Genomic DNA, 19,528 nt, shown 5'->3' with positions numbered 1-19,528 from the left:
GAGCCCGCGGCGGAGGCCGCGACGGACGGGGTCGCGGCGGACGCGAGCGCTCCCGGCTCATCCATAACGACGCACACATAGGATGGTCGGGTGCCCGCCGATCGCCTCCATCTCGTGCGCCACGGGGAGGTCCACAACCCCGAGCGCGTGCTGTACGGGCGACTGCCGCACTACCGGCTGAGCGACGCGGGCCGCGGCATGGCGCGCGCCGCCGCCGAGCACGTGCGCGGCCTCGACCGCCCCGTCACGACGCTCGTCGCCTCGCCGCTGCAGCGCACCCGCGAGTCGGCCGAGCCGTTCACCGAGCTCTTCGGCCTCGAGCCCCGCATCGACGAGCGCGTCATCGAGCCGACCAACGTGTTCGAGGGCCGGCGCATGAGCCGCGCCCTGCGCAACCCCCTCAACTGGTGGCACCTGCGCGCCCCGTCGCGCCCCAGCTGGGGCGAGCCGTACGCGCAGGTCGTCGCACGGATGGACGCCGCCATGCGCGACGCCTGGAACGCCGCCCCGGGCGGCGACGTGGTGATCGTGTCGCACCAGCTGCCGATCTGGATCACGCACCTCGCCGTCGCGGGCGAGCCGCTGCGGCACGACCCCCGCAAGCGCCGCTGCGCGCTGTCGAGCGTCACGAGCTTCGTGCTCGAGGACGGCGGCGCGGGCGGCGGCCGCTGGCGCGAGGTCGCCTACGCCGAGCCGGCCGCGACCTCGGGCGCGATCGACGTGGGGGCGGTGTGACCGTGCCCACGACCCCGCGGCCCACGACGCCGAGGCCCATGACCGCGCGGCGCAGGACCTCTCGGGCCGCCCGCGTTCTGGCATCCGTCGCCGCGCTGGCGCTCGCCGTCACGCTCAGCGCGTGCTCGGCCGACGACGGCATCGCGGGCGCGTACACCGAGACGAACGACAAGGGGTTCGTCGCGGGCGACGGCACCTTCCAGGAGATCGCGGCCGCCGACCGGGGCGAGCCCGTCGCGTTCACCGGCACGGGCATCGACGGCGAGACGATCAGCAGCGCCGACTACGAGGGCCAGGTGCTCGTGCTCAACTTCTGGTTCGCGGGCTGCGCACCGTGCCGCACCGAGGCGCCCATCCTGCGCCAGGTCCACGAGGAGACGTCGCCCGACGCCGCCTTCCTCGGCGTCAACATCTACGACGGGCCCGAGCAGGCGCGCGCGTTCGAGACCGAGTTCGGCATCGAGTACCCGTCGCTGCTCATGGTGAAGGACGCCGAGCTCAAGCTCTCCTTCATCACCTGGACGCAGGTCAACGCGGCGCCCACCACGCTCGTGCTCGACAAGCAGGGCCGTGTCGCCGCCCGCTATCTGGGCGCCGTGCGCGAGGACTACAGCCTGCGCACGGTCGTGCAGGACCTCATCGCGGAGCCGTCGTGAACCCCAACCCCGTCGTGCTCGACGGAGCGCTGTGGCTCGCCGTGCCCGTCGCGATCCTCGCGGGTCTCATCTCCTTCCTGTCGCCATGCGTGCTGCCGCTCGTTCCGGGATACCTCGGGTTCCTCGGGGGAGCGGTGGGTCAGCGGCCGTCAGCCGGGGGCGCGGACGGCGGCTCGTCGGGCCGCGCGCGGCTGCTCGGCGGCGTGCTGCTGTTCATCGCGGGGTTCACGGTCGTGTTCGTCGCGATGGGCGTGCTCGTCGGCACGCTCGGCCGCGTGCTCACGCAGTACCAGGACGTCATCACGCGCGTGCTCGGCGTCGTCGTGATCGCCCTCGGCCTGGTCTTCATCGGCGTGTTCGGCTTCGCGCAGCGCACCCTCAAGCCGCAGGTGCGCTCGGGCCTCGGGCTCGTCGGGGCGCCGCTGCTCGGCGTCGCGATGGGCATCGGCTGGGCGCCGTGCATCGGCCCCACCTACACCGCGATCCTCACGATCGCCTACGCGCAGGCCGACGTCGGCCGCGCCGTGCTGCTCACCGTCGCCTACTCGCTGGGCCTCGGCATCCCCTTCGTGCTCATCGCGCTCGGCTTCGGCTGGGCGTCGCGCTCGCTCGCGTTCTTCCGCCGGCACGTGCGCGTCATCAACGTCGTCGGCGGCGTGCTGCTGATCGCGCTCGGCGTGCTCATGGCCACCGGCCTGTGGGGCACGCTCATGTCGCGGCTCACGGGGGTGATCGCCGGTGTCGAGCTCCCCCTCTGACGTGGACGACGAGCGTGCGATCTCGCAGCCGCAGCTGGGCCTCGTCGGCTGGCTGCGCTGGGGGTGGCGGCAGCTCACGAGCATGCGCACGGCGCTCGTGCTGCTGCTCGCGCTCGCGATCGCCGCGATCCCGGGGTCGATCGTGCCGCAGCGCGGCGCCGACCCCAACGGCGTCGCCCAGTACCGCAGCGACAACCCCGACCTGTTCCCCGTGCTCGACGCGCTGCAGCTGTTCGACGTGTACACGTCGGTGTGGTTCTCGGCGATCTACATCCTGCTGTTCGTGTCGCTCATCGGCTGCGTCATCCCGCGCACGAAGCACCACTGGAAGGCGCTGCGCTCGCGTCCGCCGCGCACGCCCGCGCGCCTCTCGAGGCTCGACGACCACGCCGAGAACATCGTGCCGCTGCGCGACGGGGAGGATGCCGGGGCCGCCGCCGTGCACGCGATCGACGTCGCCGAGGGGCAGCTGCGCAGGCTGGGCTACCGCGTCGAGCGCTACGACGCGACGCGTGCGGGATCGGTGTCCGCCTCCGTCTCGGCGGAGCGCGGGTACCTGCGCGAGACGGGCAACCTCGTCTTCCACGCCTCGCTCGTGGGCGTGCTGCTGTCGGTCGGCATCGGCGGCGGGTTCACCTACACGGGGCAGACAGTGATCCTGGAGGGCGAGAGCTTCGTCAACTCGCTCGGCCTCGGGTACTCGTCGTTCAATCAGGGGCGCTTCGTCGACCCCGACCACCTCTCGCCCTACTCGCTCGCGCTCGACCGGTTCGACGTGTCGTACATCCCGTTCGGCGAGCCCGGCGCGGGGCAGGCGGGCGACTTCGCGGCGCGGCTGACGGTCACCGAGCCGGGACAGGGACCGCGCGAGGAGGCCGTGCGGGTCAACCACCCGCTCACGGTCGCGGGCGACCGCATCTACCTCATGGGCAACGGGTACGCGCCGATCCTCACGGTGCGCGACCCCGACGGCGACATCGTGTTCCGCGAGGCCGTGAAGTTCCTGCCGCAGGACACCATGATGACGTCGATGGGCGTCGTCAAGATCGCCGACGGGCTCGACGAGCAGATCGGCATGGTCGGGTTCTTCTACCCGTCCGCGGCGCAGAAGGAGTCGGGGGCGTTCGCGTCGGCGTGGCCCGAGCTGGTGAACCCGATGGTGTCGCTGCGGGTGTTCGCCGGCGACCTGGGCATCAACGACGGCATCCCGCGCAACGTGTACGCGCTCGACCCGACGGGCATGACGCCGATCGCGGGCCCGGGCGCGGATGCCGACGAGATCATGATCCTGCTCGGCGAGACGGCCGAGATCCCCGGGGGCCGCGGCACGATCACGTTCGAGGACGCGACGGCGGACGGCGCGCCCGAGAGCGTGCCGCGCTACGTGTCGCTGTCGATCCACCGCGACGTCGGCGCGCCGTGGGTGCTCGCGTTCTCGGTGCTCGCGACGCTCGGGCTGCTCGCGGGACTGTTCGTGCCGCGTCGTCGCATGTGGGTGCGCGCGACGCCGTCGGACGACGGCCTCCTCGTGGAGTACGCCGGCCTCGCCCGGGGCGAGGACCCCGCCATCGCCCGCGCCGTCGCCGATCTCGCCCGCGACCACCGCACCGCGCTGGAGGCGTGACGGCCCGCGGGCGCGTGCCCGCTGGGCGCGTGATGGGCCGCGGGCGTGGGTGGTATGCCCGCTGGGGGTGTGATGGGGTGTGGGCGTGGGTGGTATGCCCCGCTGATCGAGTGCCCGCGGCGCAGCCGCGGGTGTATCGAGATCCTTCCCGCTTCCCGCTGCGCGGCGTCGCGACCGCGGCATCCATCGCTCATAGGGTCCCGGCATAGACTGACGCCATGCCCGGCTCGGAGTTCTCGCTCGACTTTGTCTCGCTGCTCATGACGTGGACCGCGATCGCGATCTACGTGCTCGCGTTCGTCGCGTACACGGTCGATCTCGCGCGGCGTTCCGATGTGGCGGTCAAGGCGAAGGATGCCGTGCCCGCCCGCGAGCTCGTGGCGGTCGGCGCCGGCGGATCGAGCGCGATCGACCGCGTGCGCGCCGACGAGCGCGACGCCGAGAAGGCCCTGCACGCGCGCCTCGCGGAGCGTCCACGCTACCTGTGGGCGCGCATCGGCACGTCGCTCACGGTGCTGGGCTTCCTGTTCCACGTGGGCGCCGACGTCACGCGCGGCATCGCCGCGGAGCGGGTGCCGTGGGCGAACCTGTACGAGTTCGCCCTCACCGGCACGATGCTCGTCATCGCGGTCTACCTCGCCGTGCTCTTCCGCTACGACCTGCGCTTCCTCGGCGCGTTCGTGACGGGCCTCGTCGTCGTGCTGCTCGGCGGCGCGGCGGTGTCGTACTACGTCGTGGTGGCGCCGTTGCCCGACGCGCTCAAGAGCGTGTGGCTCGTGATCCACGTGTTCGTGGCCTCCCTCGCGACGGCGTTCCTCGCGCTCGCCTTCGCGCTCTCGGTCGTGCAGCTGCTGCAGGCGCGGCGCGAGCGCATCGCCGCCGACGCGTCGAAGGACGGCGCCGCCCGTGGATTGCGGTTCCTGCGCACGCTGCCGAGCGCCGACGCGCTGGAGTCGCTCGCCTACCGCTTCGCGATCGTCGGCTTCATCTTCTGGACGTTCACGCTCATCGCCGGCGCGATCTGGGCCAACGACGCGTGGGGCCGCTACTGGGGCTTCGACACGAAGGAGGTGTGGACCTTCGTCATCTGGGTGCTCTACGCCGGCTACATCCACGCCCGCGCGACGCGCGGCTGGCGCGGCACGCGCTCGGCCTGGCTGTCGATCGTCGCCTTCGCCGCCGTGCTGTTCAACACCACGATCGTCAACACCTTCTTCAAGGGCCTGCACGCCTACAGCGGCCTGAACTGACGCCCCTCTCGCCGGCCGCCTCCGTGGCGGTGTTCGCCGTCGACATGGTGGGATTCTCACCGACACGGTGCCTTCTGCGTCGAGCAGGTGTCTTTCTCGCCGACACGGTGCCCACCGTGTCGGCGAGAAAGACACCTGCTCGACGAGAATCCCACCATCTCGGCGGGGCGTGAGGCGCGAGGGCGGGCCGGACCGCGCGGGCGTCAGGCGGGGGATGCCGTGAGCACGGCGCGGGCGGAGGTCGTGCGGCGCGCGGCGACGGCGAGCACCGTCGCGACGAACGCCAGCGCCGCCCACACCGCGAGCCCGACCAGGCCCGAGGCCACGCCGCTCGCGGGCGTCAGCGCGGCGAGCAGCGCCGTGTACGCCGGGGCGGTCGGCAGCAGCGACGCGAAGCCGGTGAGCACGCCCGGCACGGTCGACACGACGCCCGTCGCGACGACGAGCACGCCCACGAGGGCGCCGATCCACCGGCCGACCCCGCCGAAGACCGCCACGAGCGCCTGGTTCACGGCCGCGAACGCGACGCCCGCGACCACCGCGACGCCCGCGAACGCCACCCATTCGCCCCACGCGTACGACGCGGCGAGCTGCACGACGGCGGCGACGAGCACGCCCTGCAGCGCGCCGATCGCGGCGGCGGGCGCGAGCCCGCGCAGGGCGAGCACCGCCGACGGCGCACGCGCGGTCAGCACGCGGCTCGGCACGGCGCGCAGAGCGACGAAGCTCGCGAGCGAGCCGAACCACAGCGCGAGCACCGCGAGCAGCGGGATCGCCGAGGTTCCGAACAGCGACGATCCCGTGCCCTCCGCCGCGACGGGCGAAGCGACGATGCGCGCGAGGCTCTGCGCCTCGGCATCCGTGTAGGACGGCACCTCGGCCACGGCGTCGGTCAGACCGGATGCCAGCTCTCCCGTGCCGTCGGCCAGCTGCGAGACGCCGTCGGCGAGCTCCCCGGCCCCGTCGGCGAGCGAGGTCGCCCCCTCGCTCAGCGCGCCCGCGCCGCCCGCGAGCTGCCCGGCGCCGCCGGCCAGCTCCCCGGCCCCGTCGGCCAGGACGCCCGCGCCGCCGGCGGCCTCGCCCGCGCCCGCGGCCAGCGCGCCCGCGCCGTCGCTCAGCTGCGCGGTTCCCGCGGCGAGCTCTCCGGCGCCCGAGGCCACGCGCCCCGCACCCGTCGCGAGCTCCCCGGCGCCTCCCGACAGGGTTCCTGCGCCCGTCGCGAGCTCTCCGGCCCCGCCGGCGAGCTGTCCCGCGCCCGATGCGAGGTCGCCCGCGCCCGCGGCGAGCTCCCCGGCGCCGGCCGCGAGGCTCGTCGCGCCGGTCGCCGACTCGTCGACGCCCGACGAGAGCTGCGCGAGCCCGTCGGCGAGCGAGCGGATGCCGGCGGCGAGCTGCCCGAACTGACCGGCGAGCTCCTGCGGCGCCTCGGCGGCGAACTGCGCCAGGCCGCCCGCGGTGTGCTCGGCGAGCGTCTGCGTTCCCGCGGCGGCATCCCGCGCGCCCGCGGCGCCGTCGGACAGGGCCGCGAGCTGTGCGCAGAACTCGGCGCCCGACGCGTCGGGATCGCACGCCGCCGAAAGGCCGGCGAGCCCGGTCGCGACGCCCTCCGCGGCCTGTGCCGACTGCGCGGCGGTCTGCGCGGTCTGGTCGGCGACGCCCGTCAGCTCGGCGGGCACGAGGCCGCCGTCGCGGAGTGCGGCGGCGCCGGCCTCGGCGCCCGCGGCGAGCTCCGCGGCGCCCGCGGCGGCGTCGCGCGTGTGCGCGGCGATCGTGGCGAGGCCCGTCGCGAGACCCGAGGCGCCGTCGCCGAGCTGCGTCACGCCGCCCGCGAGGGCGGAAGCACCTTCACCGATGCCCGAAGCACCCTCGTGAAGAGAACTGGCACCCTCGGCGAGGGAAGTGGCACCGTCGGCGAGAGAACCGGCACCCTCGCCGAGGGAGGAGGCACCGTCGGCGAGCTGCCCGGCGCCGCCGGCCAGTTCTCCGGCGCCGCCGGCGAGCTGCGAGGCGCCGTCGCCCAGGGCCGTGATGCCGCCGGCGAGCTGCGAGGCTCCGCCCGCCAGGCCCGCCGCGCCGCCCGCGAGCTGCCCGGCGCCGTCGGCGATCCCCGAGGCGCCGTCGGCCAGCGCCGACGCGCCGGAGGGCAGCTGCGCGGCGCCGTCGGCGGCCTGTGCGGCGCCGTCGGCCAGCTCGTGCGCGCCGTCCGCGGCCTCGCCGAGCCCGCCGCTCAGCGTCGTGAAGCCGACGAACACGTTCTCCAGGTACACCTCCGACAGCTGCTGCCCCATGAGCGAGGCGGCCGCCTGCGTGACCTGCGCCGTGATGGCGTCGTCGACGATCCGCGAGTCGGGCGGCGTGGTCACCTGGATCGTGGCGCGCTCGGGCGTCTCGCCGGGCCGGGTCGAGGTCGCCGCGGCGGAGAAGTTCTCGGGGATCGTCACGACGGCCGCGTACCGGCCGTCGGCGAGGCCCGCCGCGGCGTCGTCGGCGTTCGACAGCGTCCAGGTCAGGTTGCTCGGCACGTCGTCGGAGCCCTCGACGAGGCCCGCCGTGAGCTGCCGGCCGAGCGGCACGTACTGGTCGTCGATCGTGACGGGCTCGTCCTCGTTCACGATCGCGGCGTTCAGCGCGTCGAGGCGCTCGGTCGGGTTGTAGAGGGCGACGACGAGGATGCCGCCGATGACGGCCGGCAGCAGCAGCACGCCGAGCAGCGTGAGCCATGTGATGGGGCGGCGCGAGCGTGCGCGTTCGATGGAGAGAGTCATGCGTTCACCTGTGCGGAAGAGTCGGCGGTGGGACGTGCGGAGGAGAGGGCGAGCGGCGTCACGCTCGCACGATGCCCGTCGGCGAGCACCGCGAGGGCGGCGCCGTCGCCGCGGGCCGTGGCGACGAGGGTGAGGTCGGGCCCCGCGTCGCGCAGCAGCGCGGCGGCCTGATCGCGGTCGGCGCCGTGCAGCTCGTCGAGGCCGTCGACGGCGACGAGGCGGGCGCGTCCGCCCAGGGCCTCGCGCAGCTCGGCGACGGGGTCGTCGACGTCGCGCAGCAGGGCGACGCCGACGTGCGCGCGCACCCATGCCGCGCGCCCCGGAAGCAGGTGCCCGCCGACACGCAGCAGGCCGGCCGAGGCGGGCAGGCGCCCCGCGACGGCGAGCACGAACGCGCGTGCCGCGACGGCGTCGCCCGTCACGAGCAGCGTGCCGCCGGGCTCCAGCCGGAAGCTCGCGTCCTCGAACACGGGCACGTCGCCGTCGGGCGTCGCCGCCGACACGGTCACGCCCTCGCCGACGAGCGGGGACGTCGTGTTCGGCTCGGGCCAGCTCGCGAGGGCGAGCTCGTGCTCGACGGCCTCGCCCTCGATGTCGAAGTGGGGGAGGGCGCGCTCGAGGCGTTCCGGCATCCACCACGCCCGCTCGCCGAGCAGCGTCATGACGGCCGGGATGAGCGTCATGCGCACGACGAACGCGTCGATCGCGACGCCCGCCGCGAGCCCCAGCGCGATCGGCTTGATCGTGGCATCCCCCTCGGGGATGAAGGCCGCGAACACCGCGAACATGATGACGGCGGCGGCGCCGACGACGCGGGCGGATGCCGTGAACCCGCTGCGCACGGCCGCGACCGCGGTCGCCCGCTCGGCGCGGCCGCCGCGGGCCCGCAGCGTGTGCACGTAGTCCTCGCGCATGCGCGAGACGAGGAAGACCTGATAGTCCATCGCGAGCCCGAACAGCACGCCCATGAGGATGATCGGCATGAACGAGATGACCGGACCGGTGCGGGTCACGTGCAGGGCGTCGGCGAACCAGCCCCACTCGAACACCGCGGCGACGATGCCGAACGAGGCGACGATCGACAGCAGGTAGCCGACGGCGGCGGTGACCGGCACCCAGATCGAGCGGAACACGATCATCAGCAGCACGAGCGACAGCCCCACGACGAAGACGCCGAACGGCAGCAGCGCGGCGCCCAGGCGGTCGGAGATGTCGATGCCGACCGCCGTGAAGCCCGTGACCTTGAGGTCGACGCCGTACTCGTCCAGGAGCCGGTCGTGCTGCGCGCGCAGCTCGCGCACGAGGTCGGCGGTCGCCGGGTCGTCGGGGCCCGTGGTGGGGATGATCTGGATGAGACCCGTGTCGGCCGCCTCGTTGGGGGTCGCGAGCACGACCTCCTTGACCCCGGGGATGCGTTCGATCTCGGCGCGCAGGTCGTCCATGAGGCCGAGCGGGTCGGTGGAGGTCACGATCGTGCCCGTCATGATGAGCGGCCCGTTGCTGCCCGGCCCGAAGTGCTCGGCCGTGAGGTCGTAGGCCTGCCGCGCCTGGCTCGACTCGGGCTGCTGGCCCGCGTTCGGCAGCGCGAGGTGCAGGCTCGCCGCGGGGATCGCGACGATCGCGAGGCCCGCGACCACGGCGATCGTCGTGACGACGGGATGCCGCGTGATGGCGGTGACCCAGCGCTCGGCCGGGCGGCGCCGTGGGCGGGCGGCCTTCTTCGCGGCGCGAGGGCTCTTCGCGGCGCGGGGGGCCTTGCGCGCCCAGCCCGCGACGCGGTGCTTCGAGAAGCCGAGCAGCGCCGGGGTGACCGTCAGCGCGACGAGCACGGCGATCGCGACGGCGGCGGCCGCCGCGATGCCCATGACCGTGAGGAACGGGATGTTCGCGATCGAGAGGCCGACGAGGGCGATGAGCACCGTGATGCCCGCGAAGACGACGGCCGATCCCGCCGTGCCGGTCGCGCGCGCCGCCGACTCCTCGGGGTCGACGCCGCTGCGCACCTGGTCCTGATGCCGCGCGACGATGAACAGTGCGTAGTCGATGCCGACCGCGAGCCCGAGCATGATCGCGAGCAGCGGCGTCGTCGACGAGATCGTGGCGAACGCGGTCGCGACGAACAGCAGCGCCATCGCGAGGCCGACGCCGATGATCGCGCTCGCGAGCGGGAACCACGCGACGGCGAACGAGCGGAACGTGACGATGAGCACGAACAGTGCGATGAGCACGCCGACCGCCTCGATGAGCGAGAGCGCGGGCATCGACGTCGAGAAGAGGTCGCCGCCCATCGCGACGGCCGAGCCCGACGGCATCCGCTCACGGGTCTCGTCGGCGATGCGGTTCAGCGCGTCGAGCGTCTCGTCGCTCACGTCGGTCGTCTGCCCGTCGAACTGCAGGCGCACGATCGCGGCGCGGCGATCGTCGGAGACGGTGCCCGAGACGAGCTCGTCGAACGGATCGGTCACGGCGAGCACGCCGTCGAGCGCGCCGAGCTCGGAGACCGCGTCTTCGAGGATGCCGTCCACGGGGGCGTCGTCGACGGTCGTGCCCTCGGGGGCGACGACGATCATCTGCGCGCTCGTGCCGCTGGCCTGCGGGAAGGTGCGGCTGAGAGCGTCGAGGCCCTCCTCGGCCTCGGTGCCCGGGATCGAGAAGGCGTTGTCGGTGCCCTGCGCGAACACGGCGGCACCGCCGCCCGCGAGCGCGAGCAGCAGCAGCCACGTGACGACGACGCGCCACGGGTGACGGTACGACCAGCGGCCGAGCGAGAACAGCAGAGTGGACACGGGATCTCCCGGAGCGTCGACGAGGGGTTCGATACAGGAGTGTATTCGATACAAAGGTGTATCGTGAACTCATGACTCAGATTCTCAGCAAGCGCCGAGAGCAGACGCGGGCGCGTCTGCTCGACGCCGCGCACGAGGTCTTCGGCGAGGTCGGCATGGACGCCGCGTCCGTCGAGATGATCTGCGAGCGCGCGGGCTTCACGAGGGGCGCGTTCTACTCCAACTTCGAGTCGAAGGAAGACCTGCTGCTCGCCCTCATCACGCAGCTCGCACGGCAGAAGCTCGACGAGATCGCCGCGCGCGTCGACACGCTCGACCCCGACGGCCCGGTCGACCTCCCCGCGTTCGTGCGGCGCGCCATGGGCCCGCCCGACGGCGACCGCATCGGCCTGCAGCTGGGCAGCGAGATCCGCAGCCAGGCGCTGCGCGACGCGCGGCTCGGCGCCGCGTACCTCGCGTGGCAGACGGAGATGTCGGCGCGCATCACCGGCATCGTCACGCACGTCGCCTCCGTCTTCGACCTGCGCCTGCGCCTGCCGGCCGAGGAGATCGCCCAGGTGCTCATCGACGTGTCCGACGAGACCTGCGTGCGCGGCGTGCTCGAGGGCCGGACCGACGCCGAGGTCAACGCCCAGCACAACGCCCGCATCGAGCGCCTCGTCAGCGCCCTCGTGGACGCCTGAGCGCAGATTGATCAGCCGCCGCAGGCGGCGTGTCGAAATCCCTCCCGCGGTCCGTTACGGGGGTCTCGATACGCTCGCGGCTGCGCCGCGAGCACTCGACCAGCGGGAGTGGGAGGCGGGGTCTTGCGGTGTGAGGTGCACCCACCCCCGCTGGTTGAGTAGCGCGCGTCAGCGCGCGTATCGAAACCCTTCCCGCGGACCGCTACAAGGGTCTCGATACGCTCGCGGCTGCGCCGCGAGCACTCGACCAGCGGGGGATGAGAACCCTGCTGCCCGCCTCGCTCACTCTCGGGCGGTGAGCAGGGCGTGGCAGCGCTCGAGGCGGGCGAGCCACCAGTCGCGGCGGGGGGCGGGGGCGGCGTGCCGGGCGAGCAGCGCGGCATCCGGCTCGACGCGGCCGACGGGGAGCGTGCCTGACCGGGGGCGTAGGGGGTCTGCGACCACATCGGCGGCCAGGAGCGAGGCGGTGCCGAGTCCGCAGTCGTAGTCGAGCGAGGGCAGCGCCCCGGCCAGCGCGAGCCCCATCGACAGCCCGATCGACGTGTCGAGGGCGCTGGAGACGACGGCGGGCAGCCCCGCCTCGGCGACGAGGTCGAGCGCGCGTCGCACGCCGCCGAGCGGCTGCGCCTTGATCACGAGCAGGTCGGCGGCGCCCGCGCGGGCTACGGCGAGCGGGTCGGCGGCCTTGCGCACGCTCTCGTCGGCCGCGATCGGGATGCCCATGTACTTCACGCGCCGCCGCACCTCGGCGAGCTCGTCGACCGTCGCGCACGGCTGCTCGACGTATTCGAGGTCGAACGCGGCGAGCGCGTGGATCGCGTGCTCCGCCTCGTCGACGTTCCAGGCGCCGTTGGCGTCGAGCCGGATGCGGCCCTCCGGCCCCATCGCGGTGCGCACGGCGCGCACGCGCGCGACGTCGTCGGCGAGCGTCTGGCCGCGCTCGGCGACCTTGACCTTCGTCGTGCGGCATCCGTCGAAGCGCGCCAGCACGTCGGCGACGGCGCTCGCCGGCACCGCCGGCATCGTCGCGTTGACGGGGATCTCGGTGCGCACCGGCGCGGGCTGCGGGTGCCACCCGAAGTCGAGCGCCGCCGCGAGCCACGTCGCCGCCTCGGCGTCGTCGTACTCCGTGAACGGCGAGAACTCCGTCCATCCCTCCGGGCCGTCGATGAGCAGCGCCTCGCGCACGTCGACGCCGCGGAAGCGGGTCGTGAGCGGCAGTGCGACGACGTGTGCCCGCGCGACGATGTCGGCGAGCGGCGGGAGGGTCACGACGCCGCCCCCGCCCGCGTCATCCACGTCGCCCCCGTGACCTCGGCGAAGCCGTACTGCGCGTACAGGCCCTGCGCATCGCCGGTCGCGAGGGCGATGCGCTTGAGGCCGAGCGGCTCCAGGTCGGCGACGACGCCCTCCACGAGCTGCTTGCCGATGCCGCGGCCGCGCGCCGCGGCATCCACGAACACGTCGCACAGCCACGCGAACGTGACGCCGTCGGTGACGACGCGCGCGTAGCCGAGCTGCTCGCCGGACGCCTCGTCGTAGACGCCGTAGTTGCGCGACGCGTCGATCGCGGCATCCTGCCGGTCGCGGGGGCGTCCCTGCGCCCAGTAGCTCTCCTCGCTCAGCCAGCGGTGCACGCGGGCGCGGTCGAGGCGGTCGGTTCCGGCGGCGAAGACGGGCATGCCGCTACGGTAGCGCCCGTCAGGAGACCTGCTGGCCGCACATGCCGCACGTTCCCGTCGGCGGCACCTGCACGAAGCAGTCGGGGCACATCACGGCGGGCCGCTCGGGCACGACGGGCTTGGGCTGGCGCGGCGTCGACGGGCGCGACGATGCCGCGCGACGGGCCGGGGCCGCCGTGGAGAGGGGCGCCGGAGCGGGCTTGGGGCGGTGGAACGCGCAGTAGAGGCGCACGAACCCGGCCGGATTGTTCGGATGGTGGTGCTTGACGACCCACAGCTCGTCGCGCGGCAGGGGGTCGGTGGTCGCGCTGCACGCCGCGCAGCGCGCGGGGTCGCCGGGAGCCACCTGGTCGGCGGGCACCGCGACCTCGAACGGCAGGTCGTCGCGCCAGTCGGCTGATGTCCTGATCTTCATGGTGTTCTCCCGCCTCTCGCGACCCGGCCCGTCCGCGGCGTCGGCGGCGCAGAGGCATCTTCCACGATACGCCCCGCGCCCGCCCCGCGATGGCGCCCGTCTCCTGCCCGGGCGCCATCCCTCGCCGCCGCGGCAGGTTCCCGCAGCCGCACGATGTGCCGGACAGCATGTGGCGCTATTGACAATAGTGTGTGACGCACAGTAACGTGTGAGGCGTGAGCGAGAACGAGTTCGACATCCACGTGCAGGAGCTGCGCCGTGGCACGATCGTGCTCGCGTGCCTGCGGCTGCTGATCGAGCCGGGCTACGGATACGGGCTGCTCGAGCATCTGCAGGAGCGCGGCTTCGACACCGACGCCAACACCCTCTATCCCCTGCTGCGGCGGCTCGAGAAGCAGGGGTACCTCACGAGCGAGTGGGACACGGGCCAGTCCCGGCCCCGCAAGTTCTACCGCACGAGCGCCGACGGCAGACGCCTCGCCGCCGTGCTCACCGACGACTTCACGCGCCTCGCCGACGCGATCGCCGCGCTTCCCCGGGAGGACTGACCCATGACCGAGAAGACGGATGCCACCGCCCTCGCCGATCGCTACATCGCCGCGGTCGTGCGCACCGTGCCCGAGAAGCAGCGCGGCGACGTGGCGAACGAGCTGCGCGACTCGATCTACGACCAGATCGACGCCCGGATCGAGGCGGGCGAGGAGCGGGATGCCGCCGAGCGCGCCGTTCTCGAAGGGCTCGGCGACCCCGACGCGCTCGGCGCCGGATACGCCGACCGGCCGCTGCACCTCATCGGCCCGCGCTACTACCTCACGTGGAAGCGGCTGCTCGTGCTGCTGCTGTGGATCATGGTGCCGCTCGCGGTGTTCGGCGTCGCGCTCGGCATGTCGATCGCCGGCGAGCCCATCGGGGCGATCATCGGCACGACCGTGCAGGTGGGGATCGGCACCGCCCTGCACATGTGCTTCTGGGTCACGCTCGTCTTCGCCGTGATCGAGCGGTACTCGCGCGGCACCGACGTCGCCGTGGAATGGACGCTCGACGAGCTGCCCGAGCCGCCCGAGAGCGGTGCCACCCGCAGCGACCTCGTCTGGTCGCTCGGCCTCCTCGCCCTCGCGGCCGGCCTGGTCGTGTGGGACCACGTGTTCGGCGCCGCCTACCTCTCCGGGACGGGCTGGATCTCGGTGCTGCATCCGGGGCTGTGGCCCGTGTGGCTCATCGTGCTGTGGGTGTTCCTCGCGATCGAGGCGGCGATCGCCGTCGCGGTGTTCGTCGCGGGACGCTGGACCACGGGGCTCGCGGTGACGAACGGCATCCTGAACCTGCTCTTCGCGACGGCGGCGATCTGGCTGCTCGTGCGCGGCGAGCTGCTGAACCCCGCGTTCTGGCCCGCGCTCATCCCCGACGGCGATTCGGCCGCGACCGTCGCGACGATCATCCCGATCCTCGTCGGCTTCACGGTGGTCGGCGTGAACGTCTGGGACACGATCGACGCCTTCCGCAAGGCCCGCCGCGCGGCGCGCTGAGCAGGTCGCGGGCGTCGCGGCGCCGGCATCCCGCGCGATCTCGGGGATGTCGGAGGTGCGTGGGAGAATCGGGCGATGACCGGTTCCCGCTTCGCTCTCGACGTCGAGGGCGTTCCGCGCCCCGCCCGAGCGCAGGCCCTGCTCGACGCCCTGCGCTCGCGCGTCGTGATCGCCGACGGCGCGATGGGCACGATGCTGCAGCGCTACGAGCCGACGCTCGACGACTACCAGCAGCTCGAGGGCTGCAACGAGATCCTCGGCGTCAGCCGCCCCGACATGATCGCGGCGATCCACGACGACTACCTCGCGGTCGGCATCGACGCGATCGAGACCAACACCTTCGGCGCCAACTGGTCGAACCTCTCCGACTACGACATCGACGACCGCATCCACGAGCTCGCCCAGGTCAACACGCGCATCGCGCGGGAGCGCGTCGAGGCGGCCGAGGCCCGCGACGGGAGGATGCGCTGGGTGCTCGGCTCGATGGGACCCGGCACCAAGCTGCCGAGCCTCGGACACACCACCTACGACCACCTCAAGCAGACCTTCGCGCTGCAGGCCGAGGGGCTCATCGACGGCGGCGCCGACGCGTTCCTCGTCGAGACGAGCCAGGACCTGCTGCAGACGAAGGCGGCGATCAACGGATGCCGGCAGGCGATCGTCGGCCGTGGCATCCGCCTGCCGATCTTCGTCGAGGTGACCGTCGAGACGACCGGCACGATGCTGATGGGCAGCGAGATCGGAGCCGCGCTCACCGCGCTCGAGCCGCTGGGCGTCGACGCGATCGGCCTGAACTGCGCGACCGGTCCCGCCGAGATGAGCGAGCATCTGCGGCACCTGTCGAAGCACGCCGCCGTGCCGATCGCGTGCATGCCCAACGCGGGGCTTCCCGTGCTGGCCGCCGACGGCGCGCGCTACCCGCTGTCGCCCGCCGAGCTCGCGACGGCGCACGAGCAGTTCGTGCGCGAGTTCGGGCTGTCCCTCGTGGGCGGATGCTGCGGCACGACGCCCGAGCACCTCGCGGCGGTCGTCGAGCGGCTCGCGCCGTTCCGCGAGGCGGCGGGTCTCGATACACCGGCGCTGCGCGCCGGCACTCGACCAGCGGAGGCGGAGGACGCGTCGCCCGCGGCGGTTGTTCGACCAGCGGAGGACGCGTCGCCCGCGGTGGATGGTCGATCGGAGGGGGATGTGTCGCCCGCGATGGCCGCTCGACCACCGGGGGATGCCCCTCCGCTGATCGAGTGCGCCGCCGAAGGCGGCGTGTATCGAGATCCTCCTCGATCACCGCAGGAGTTCGAGCCCGGCGTCTCGTCGCTCTACCAGCACGTGCCGTTCCGGCAGGATGCCGCGTACCTCGCGATCGGCGAGCGGACCAATGCCAACGGGTCGAAGGCGTTCCGCGAGGCCATGCTCGAGGGCCGCTGGGACGACTGCGTCGAGATCGCCCGCGCGCAGACGCGCGTCGGTGCGCACCTGCTCGACGTCTGCGTCGACTACGTGGGGCGCGACGGCGTCGCCGACGTGCGCGAGGTCGTGTCGCGGTTCGCCTCGGCATCCACGCTTCCGCTCGTGATCGACTCGACCGAGCCCGCCGTCATCCAGGCGGGGCTCGAGCTCGTCGGCGGACGGCCCGTCGTCAACTCCGTCAACTACGAGGACGGCGACGGCCCGGCCAGCAGGTTCGGCCGCATCATGCCGCTCGTCAAGGAGCACGGCACGGCCGTCGTCGCCCTCACCATCGACGAGCAGGGCCAGGCCCGCACGGCCGAGGACAAGCTGCGCATCGCGTCGCGTCTCGTCGACGAGCTGGTCGGCGAATGGGGCATGCGCGTCGAGGACATCATCGTCGACTGCCTCACGTTCCCCATCGCGACGGGGCAGGAAGAGACGCGGCGCGACGGCATCGAGACCATCGAGGCGATCCGTGGCCTCGTCGTGAAGTACCCCGGCATCAACACGACCCTCGGCGTCTCGAACGTGTCGTTCGGCCTCAATCCCGCGGCACGCTCCGTGCTCAACTCGGTCTTCATCAACGAGGCGCGCGAGGCGGGACTCACGTCGGCGATCGTGGATGCCGCGAAGATCGTGCCCCTGGCATCCATTCCCGACGATCAGCGCAAGGTCGCGCTCGACCTCGTGTGGGACCGGCGCGAGCACGACGCCGACGGCAACGTCACGTATGACCCGCTCGCGGTCATGCTCGACCTGTTCGCGGGCGTCGACACGGCGGCATTGCGCGACCAGCGGGCCGCCGAGCTCGCCGCGCTGCCCGTGGGGGAGCGGCTGCAGCGGCGCATCATCGACGGCGAGCTGAAAGGGCTGGAGGCCGATCTCGACCTGGCGCGCGCGGAGGGCATGGCGCCGCTCGACATCATCAACGACCAGCTGCTGGAGGGCATGAAGGTCGTCGGCGAGCGGTTCGGCTCGGGGCAGATGCAGCTGCCGTTCGTGCTGCAGTCCGCGGAGGTCATGAAGACGGCCGTCGCGCTGCTCGAGCCGCACATGGAGCGCACCGAGTCGGCGGGCAAGGGCCGCATCGTGCTCGCGACCGTGCGCGGCGACGTGCACGACATCGGCAAGAACCTCGTCGACATCATCCTCACCAACAACGGCTACGAGGTCGTCAACCTCGGCATCAAGCAGCCGATCGCCGACATCATCGCCGCCGCGGAGGAGCACGACGCCGACGTCATCGGCATGTCGGGGCTGCTCGTGAAGTCGACCGTCGTGATGAAGGAGAACCTCGAGGAGCTGCAGGCGCGCGGGCTCGCGCGCAAATGGCCCGTGCTGCTCGGCGGCGCGGCGCTCACGCGCGCCTACGTCGAGGACGACCTCGCGGGGCTGTTCGACGGCGAGGTGCGCTACGCGAAGGACGCGTTCGAGGGCCTCGCGCTGATGGAGCCGCTCGTGCGCGTCGCGCGCGGCGAGCCGGCGGATGCCGTGGGCCTGCCGCCGCTGAAGAAGCGCATCCATGCGGCGGGATCGCGGCTCACCCTCACCGAGCCCGAGGCGATGCCCGCGCGGTCGGACGTGGCATCCGACAATCCGGTTCCCGCGCCGCCGTTCTGGGGCACCCGCATCGTGCGCGGCATCGCGCTCGCCGACTACGCCGCCTACCTCGATGAGCGGGCGACGTTCATGGGGCAGTGGGGACTCAAGCCGGGCCGCGGCGACGACGGCCTGTCGTACGAGCAGCTGGTCGAGACCGAGGGCCGGCCGCGGCTGCGGTACTGGCTCGACCGCATCCTCGCCGAGGGCATGCTCGACGCGTCGGTCGCGTACGGGTACTTCCCCGTCGTGTCGGAGGGCGACGACCTGATCGTGCTGCACCACGGCGACGACCCGTCGGGCGTGCTCGGCGTGCCCGGGCTGCTCGCGCCGGACGGTGGCTCCCTCGCCGATCGAGTGCCGTCGCGCAGCGACGGTGTTCCCCTCGCTGATCGAGTGCCGTCGCGCAGCGACGGTGGCTCCCTTGCTGATCGAGTGCCGTCGCGCAGCGACGGTGTATCGAGATCCATCGGCACGGAGCGTCTGCGGTTCACGTTCCCGCGCCAGCGTCGCGACCGGCACCTGTGCCTGTCGGACTTCGTGCGCTCACGCGAATCGGGCCGGATCGACGTGCTGCCCGTGCAGCTCGTGACGGCCGGCGCACGCATCGACGAGGTCACCGCGAAGCTCTTCGCCGGCGACAAGTACCGCGACTACTACGAGCTCAACGGCCTCGTGATGCAGCTCACCGAGGCGCTCGCCGAGCTCTGGCACGCGCGCATCCGGTCGGAGCTGGGCTTCGCTGGCGAAGACCCCGCCGACACGGCCGGGCTGTTCAAGCTGGAGTACCGCGGCGCGCGGTTCTCGCTCGGCTACCCGGCGTGCCCCGACATGGAGGACCGTCGCAAGGTCGTCGAGCTGCTGCGCCCGGAGCGGATGGGCGTCGAGCTGAGCGAGGAGCTGCAGCTGCATCCCGAGCAGTCGACCGACGCGTTCGTGTTCCACCACCCGGAGGCGAAGTACTTCTCGGTGTGACGGGGTCGTCTCGTCCCGCGTCTGTTGCGCCGTATGACGCCGCCGGATCCCGGTGCCTTCGGCGCCCATAGCGTCGAAGGACGACCACCGAGGAGGACACCATGTCGGACACCGCAACCGTTCCCGTCGTCTCGATCGAGGACGTCGAGGGCTTCATCGCCGACGGCAGCCGCACGATCGTCGACGTCAACTCCGCCGAGCGCTACGCCGAGGGACACGTCCCCGGTGCACTGCACGTCGACAAGACCAACCTCGAAGCCGAGCTGCCCGCCGACCGTTCCGCGGGCCTCGTCTTCTACTGCGGCGGACCCACGTGTCAGGCCGCCCCCAACGCCGCACGCGTCGCCGCGTCGATCGGCTACGAGAACGTCGCCGTGCTCAGCGCGGGCATCAGCGGATGGACCGAGTCCGGCAAGCCCGTCGAGACCGCCTGAGCGCCCCGGGGTCGGGTTCACCGTCAACGCCGCGGTCCGTGGGAGGGGTTTCGATACGCCGCCTGCGGCGGCTACTCAACCAACGGGGTGGGGGCGGGCGTGTGGGTTGCGGGTCCGTCTGATCCCGCTGGTCGAGTGCTCGCGGCGGAGCCGCGAGTGTATCGAGACCCTTGCCACGGTCCGTTAGATGG

Annotated in this window: 15 protein-coding genes; 10 read left to right on the top strand and 5 right to left on the bottom strand. The window is 72.9% G+C overall.

What is annotated here, in order from left to right; translation table 11 throughout:
* The first annotated feature begins 90 nt into the window (after positions 1-90).
* The 5 genes from AOA12_RS16735 to ccsB all read left to right on the top strand — a co-directional run bounded on the left by AOA12_RS16735 (position 91) and on the right by ccsB (position 5,023).
* Entirely contained in the window at positions 91-735 is a 645-nt protein-coding gene (locus AOA12_RS16735; RefSeq protein ID WP_054685344.1) for a histidine phosphatase family protein, read from the top strand.
* Entirely contained in the window at positions 732-1,391 is a 660-nt protein-coding gene (locus tag AOA12_RS16730; protein ID WP_231637108.1) for a TlpA family protein disulfide reductase, read from the top strand. The genes AOA12_RS16735 and AOA12_RS16730 overlap by 4 nt, the downstream gene beginning before the upstream one ends.
* Positions 1,388-2,149, top strand: coding sequence for a cytochrome c biogenesis CcdA family protein (locus AOA12_RS16725; protein ID WP_054685339.1), 762 nt, complete (start codon positions 1,388-1,390; stop codon positions 2,147-2,149). The genes AOA12_RS16730 and AOA12_RS16725 overlap by 4 nt, the downstream gene beginning before the upstream one ends.
* 1 nt (position 2,150) lies before the next feature.
* Positions 2,151-3,773, top strand: coding sequence for a cytochrome c biogenesis protein ResB (gene resB, locus AOA12_RS16720; RefSeq protein WP_442922249.1), 1,623 nt, complete (start codon positions 2,151-2,153; stop codon positions 3,771-3,773).
* 218 nt (positions 3,774-3,991) lie between these two features.
* Positions 3,992-5,023 carry a c-type cytochrome biogenesis protein CcsB gene (gene ccsB / locus AOA12_RS16715; RefSeq protein WP_054685336.1) on the top strand — a complete coding sequence of 344 codons (1,032 nt, stop codon included), beginning with the start codon at positions 3,992-3,994 and terminating at the stop codon, positions 5,021-5,023.
* A 203-nt stretch (positions 5,024-5,226) separates the two neighbouring features.
* Here ccsB and AOA12_RS16710 read toward each other — a convergent pair whose 3' ends face one another.
* Together AOA12_RS16710 and AOA12_RS16705 are read right to left on the bottom strand one after the other, a co-directional pair.
* Positions 5,227-7,788, bottom strand: coding sequence for a YhgE/Pip domain-containing protein (locus AOA12_RS16710; protein ID WP_054685334.1), 2,562 nt, complete (start codon positions 7,786-7,788; stop codon positions 5,227-5,229).
* Positions 7,785-10,574: an MMPL family transporter gene (locus AOA12_RS16705; protein WP_054685332.1), complete on the bottom strand. Its 2,790-nt coding sequence runs from the start codon at positions 10,572-10,574 to the stop codon at positions 7,785-7,787. Before AOA12_RS16705 ends, AOA12_RS16710 begins: the two co-directional genes overlap by 4 nt.
* 71 nt (positions 10,575-10,645) lie before the next feature.
* Here AOA12_RS16705 and AOA12_RS16700 point away from each other — a divergent pair, with 71 nt between their 5' ends.
* On the top strand, positions 10,646-11,257 hold the full coding sequence (locus tag AOA12_RS16700; protein WP_054685329.1) for a TetR/AcrR family transcriptional regulator: 612 nt from the start codon (positions 10,646-10,648) through the stop codon (positions 11,255-11,257).
* 282 nt (positions 11,258-11,539) lie between these two features.
* On the opposite strand, the gene AOA12_RS16695 is transcribed toward AOA12_RS16700, so the two are convergent.
* Genes AOA12_RS16695 through AOA12_RS16685 form a run of 3 tightly spaced genes read right to left on the bottom strand, consistent with a single transcriptional unit; the run spans position 11,540 to position 13,354 of the window.
* Positions 11,540-12,529, bottom strand: a complete 990-nt coding sequence (locus AOA12_RS16695) for an o-succinylbenzoate synthase (RefSeq protein WP_054685328.1) — start codon at positions 12,527-12,529, stop codon at positions 11,540-11,542.
* Positions 12,526-12,939 carry a GNAT family N-acetyltransferase gene (locus AOA12_RS16690; protein ID WP_054685325.1) on the bottom strand — a complete coding sequence of 138 codons (414 nt, stop codon included), beginning with the start codon at positions 12,937-12,939 and terminating at the stop codon, positions 12,526-12,528. Before AOA12_RS16690 ends, AOA12_RS16695 begins: the two co-directional genes overlap by 4 nt.
* Positions 12,940-12,958: 19 nt before the next feature.
* A complete protein-coding gene (locus AOA12_RS16685) occupies positions 12,959-13,354 on the bottom strand; it encodes a hypothetical protein (RefSeq protein WP_054685322.1) in 396 nt (131 codons plus the stop codon).
* 215 nt (positions 13,355-13,569) lie between these two features.
* On the opposite strand from AOA12_RS16685, the gene AOA12_RS16680 reads away from it, so the two are divergent.
* The 4 genes from AOA12_RS16680 (at position 13,570) to AOA12_RS16665 (ending at position 19,337) form a co-directional block, all read left to right on the top strand.
* The gene (locus AOA12_RS16680; RefSeq protein ID WP_054685319.1) at positions 13,570-13,902 is read left to right on the top strand and encodes a PadR family transcriptional regulator; all 333 of its coding nucleotides are present in this window, start codon (positions 13,570-13,572) and stop codon (positions 13,900-13,902) included.
* A gap of 3 nt (positions 13,903-13,905) precedes the next feature.
* Positions 13,906-14,880, top strand: coding sequence for a permease prefix domain 1-containing protein (locus tag AOA12_RS16675; protein ID WP_054685317.1), 975 nt, complete (start codon positions 13,906-13,908; stop codon positions 14,878-14,880).
* 75 nt (positions 14,881-14,955) lie between these two features.
* Complete coding sequence (locus AOA12_RS16670) at positions 14,956-18,903, top strand: homocysteine S-methyltransferase family protein (RefSeq protein ID WP_054685314.1); 3,948 nt, start codon at positions 14,956-14,958, stop codon at positions 18,901-18,903.
* Between the two features lie 101 nt (positions 18,904-19,004).
* On the top strand, positions 19,005-19,337 hold the full coding sequence (locus tag AOA12_RS16665; protein ID WP_054685311.1) for a rhodanese-like domain-containing protein: 333 nt from the start codon (positions 19,005-19,007) through the stop codon (positions 19,335-19,337).
* The last annotated feature ends 191 nt before the right edge of the window (positions 19,338-19,528 follow it).

It is taken from the genome of Microbacterium sp. No. 7 (genome assembly GCF_001314225.1).
Taxonomy (GTDB): Bacteria; Actinomycetota; Actinomycetes; order Actinomycetales; family Microbacteriaceae; genus Microbacterium.
The sequence above is the reverse complement of the archived record's forward strand: the minus strand, read 5'-3'. Positions and strand labels throughout refer to the sequence as shown.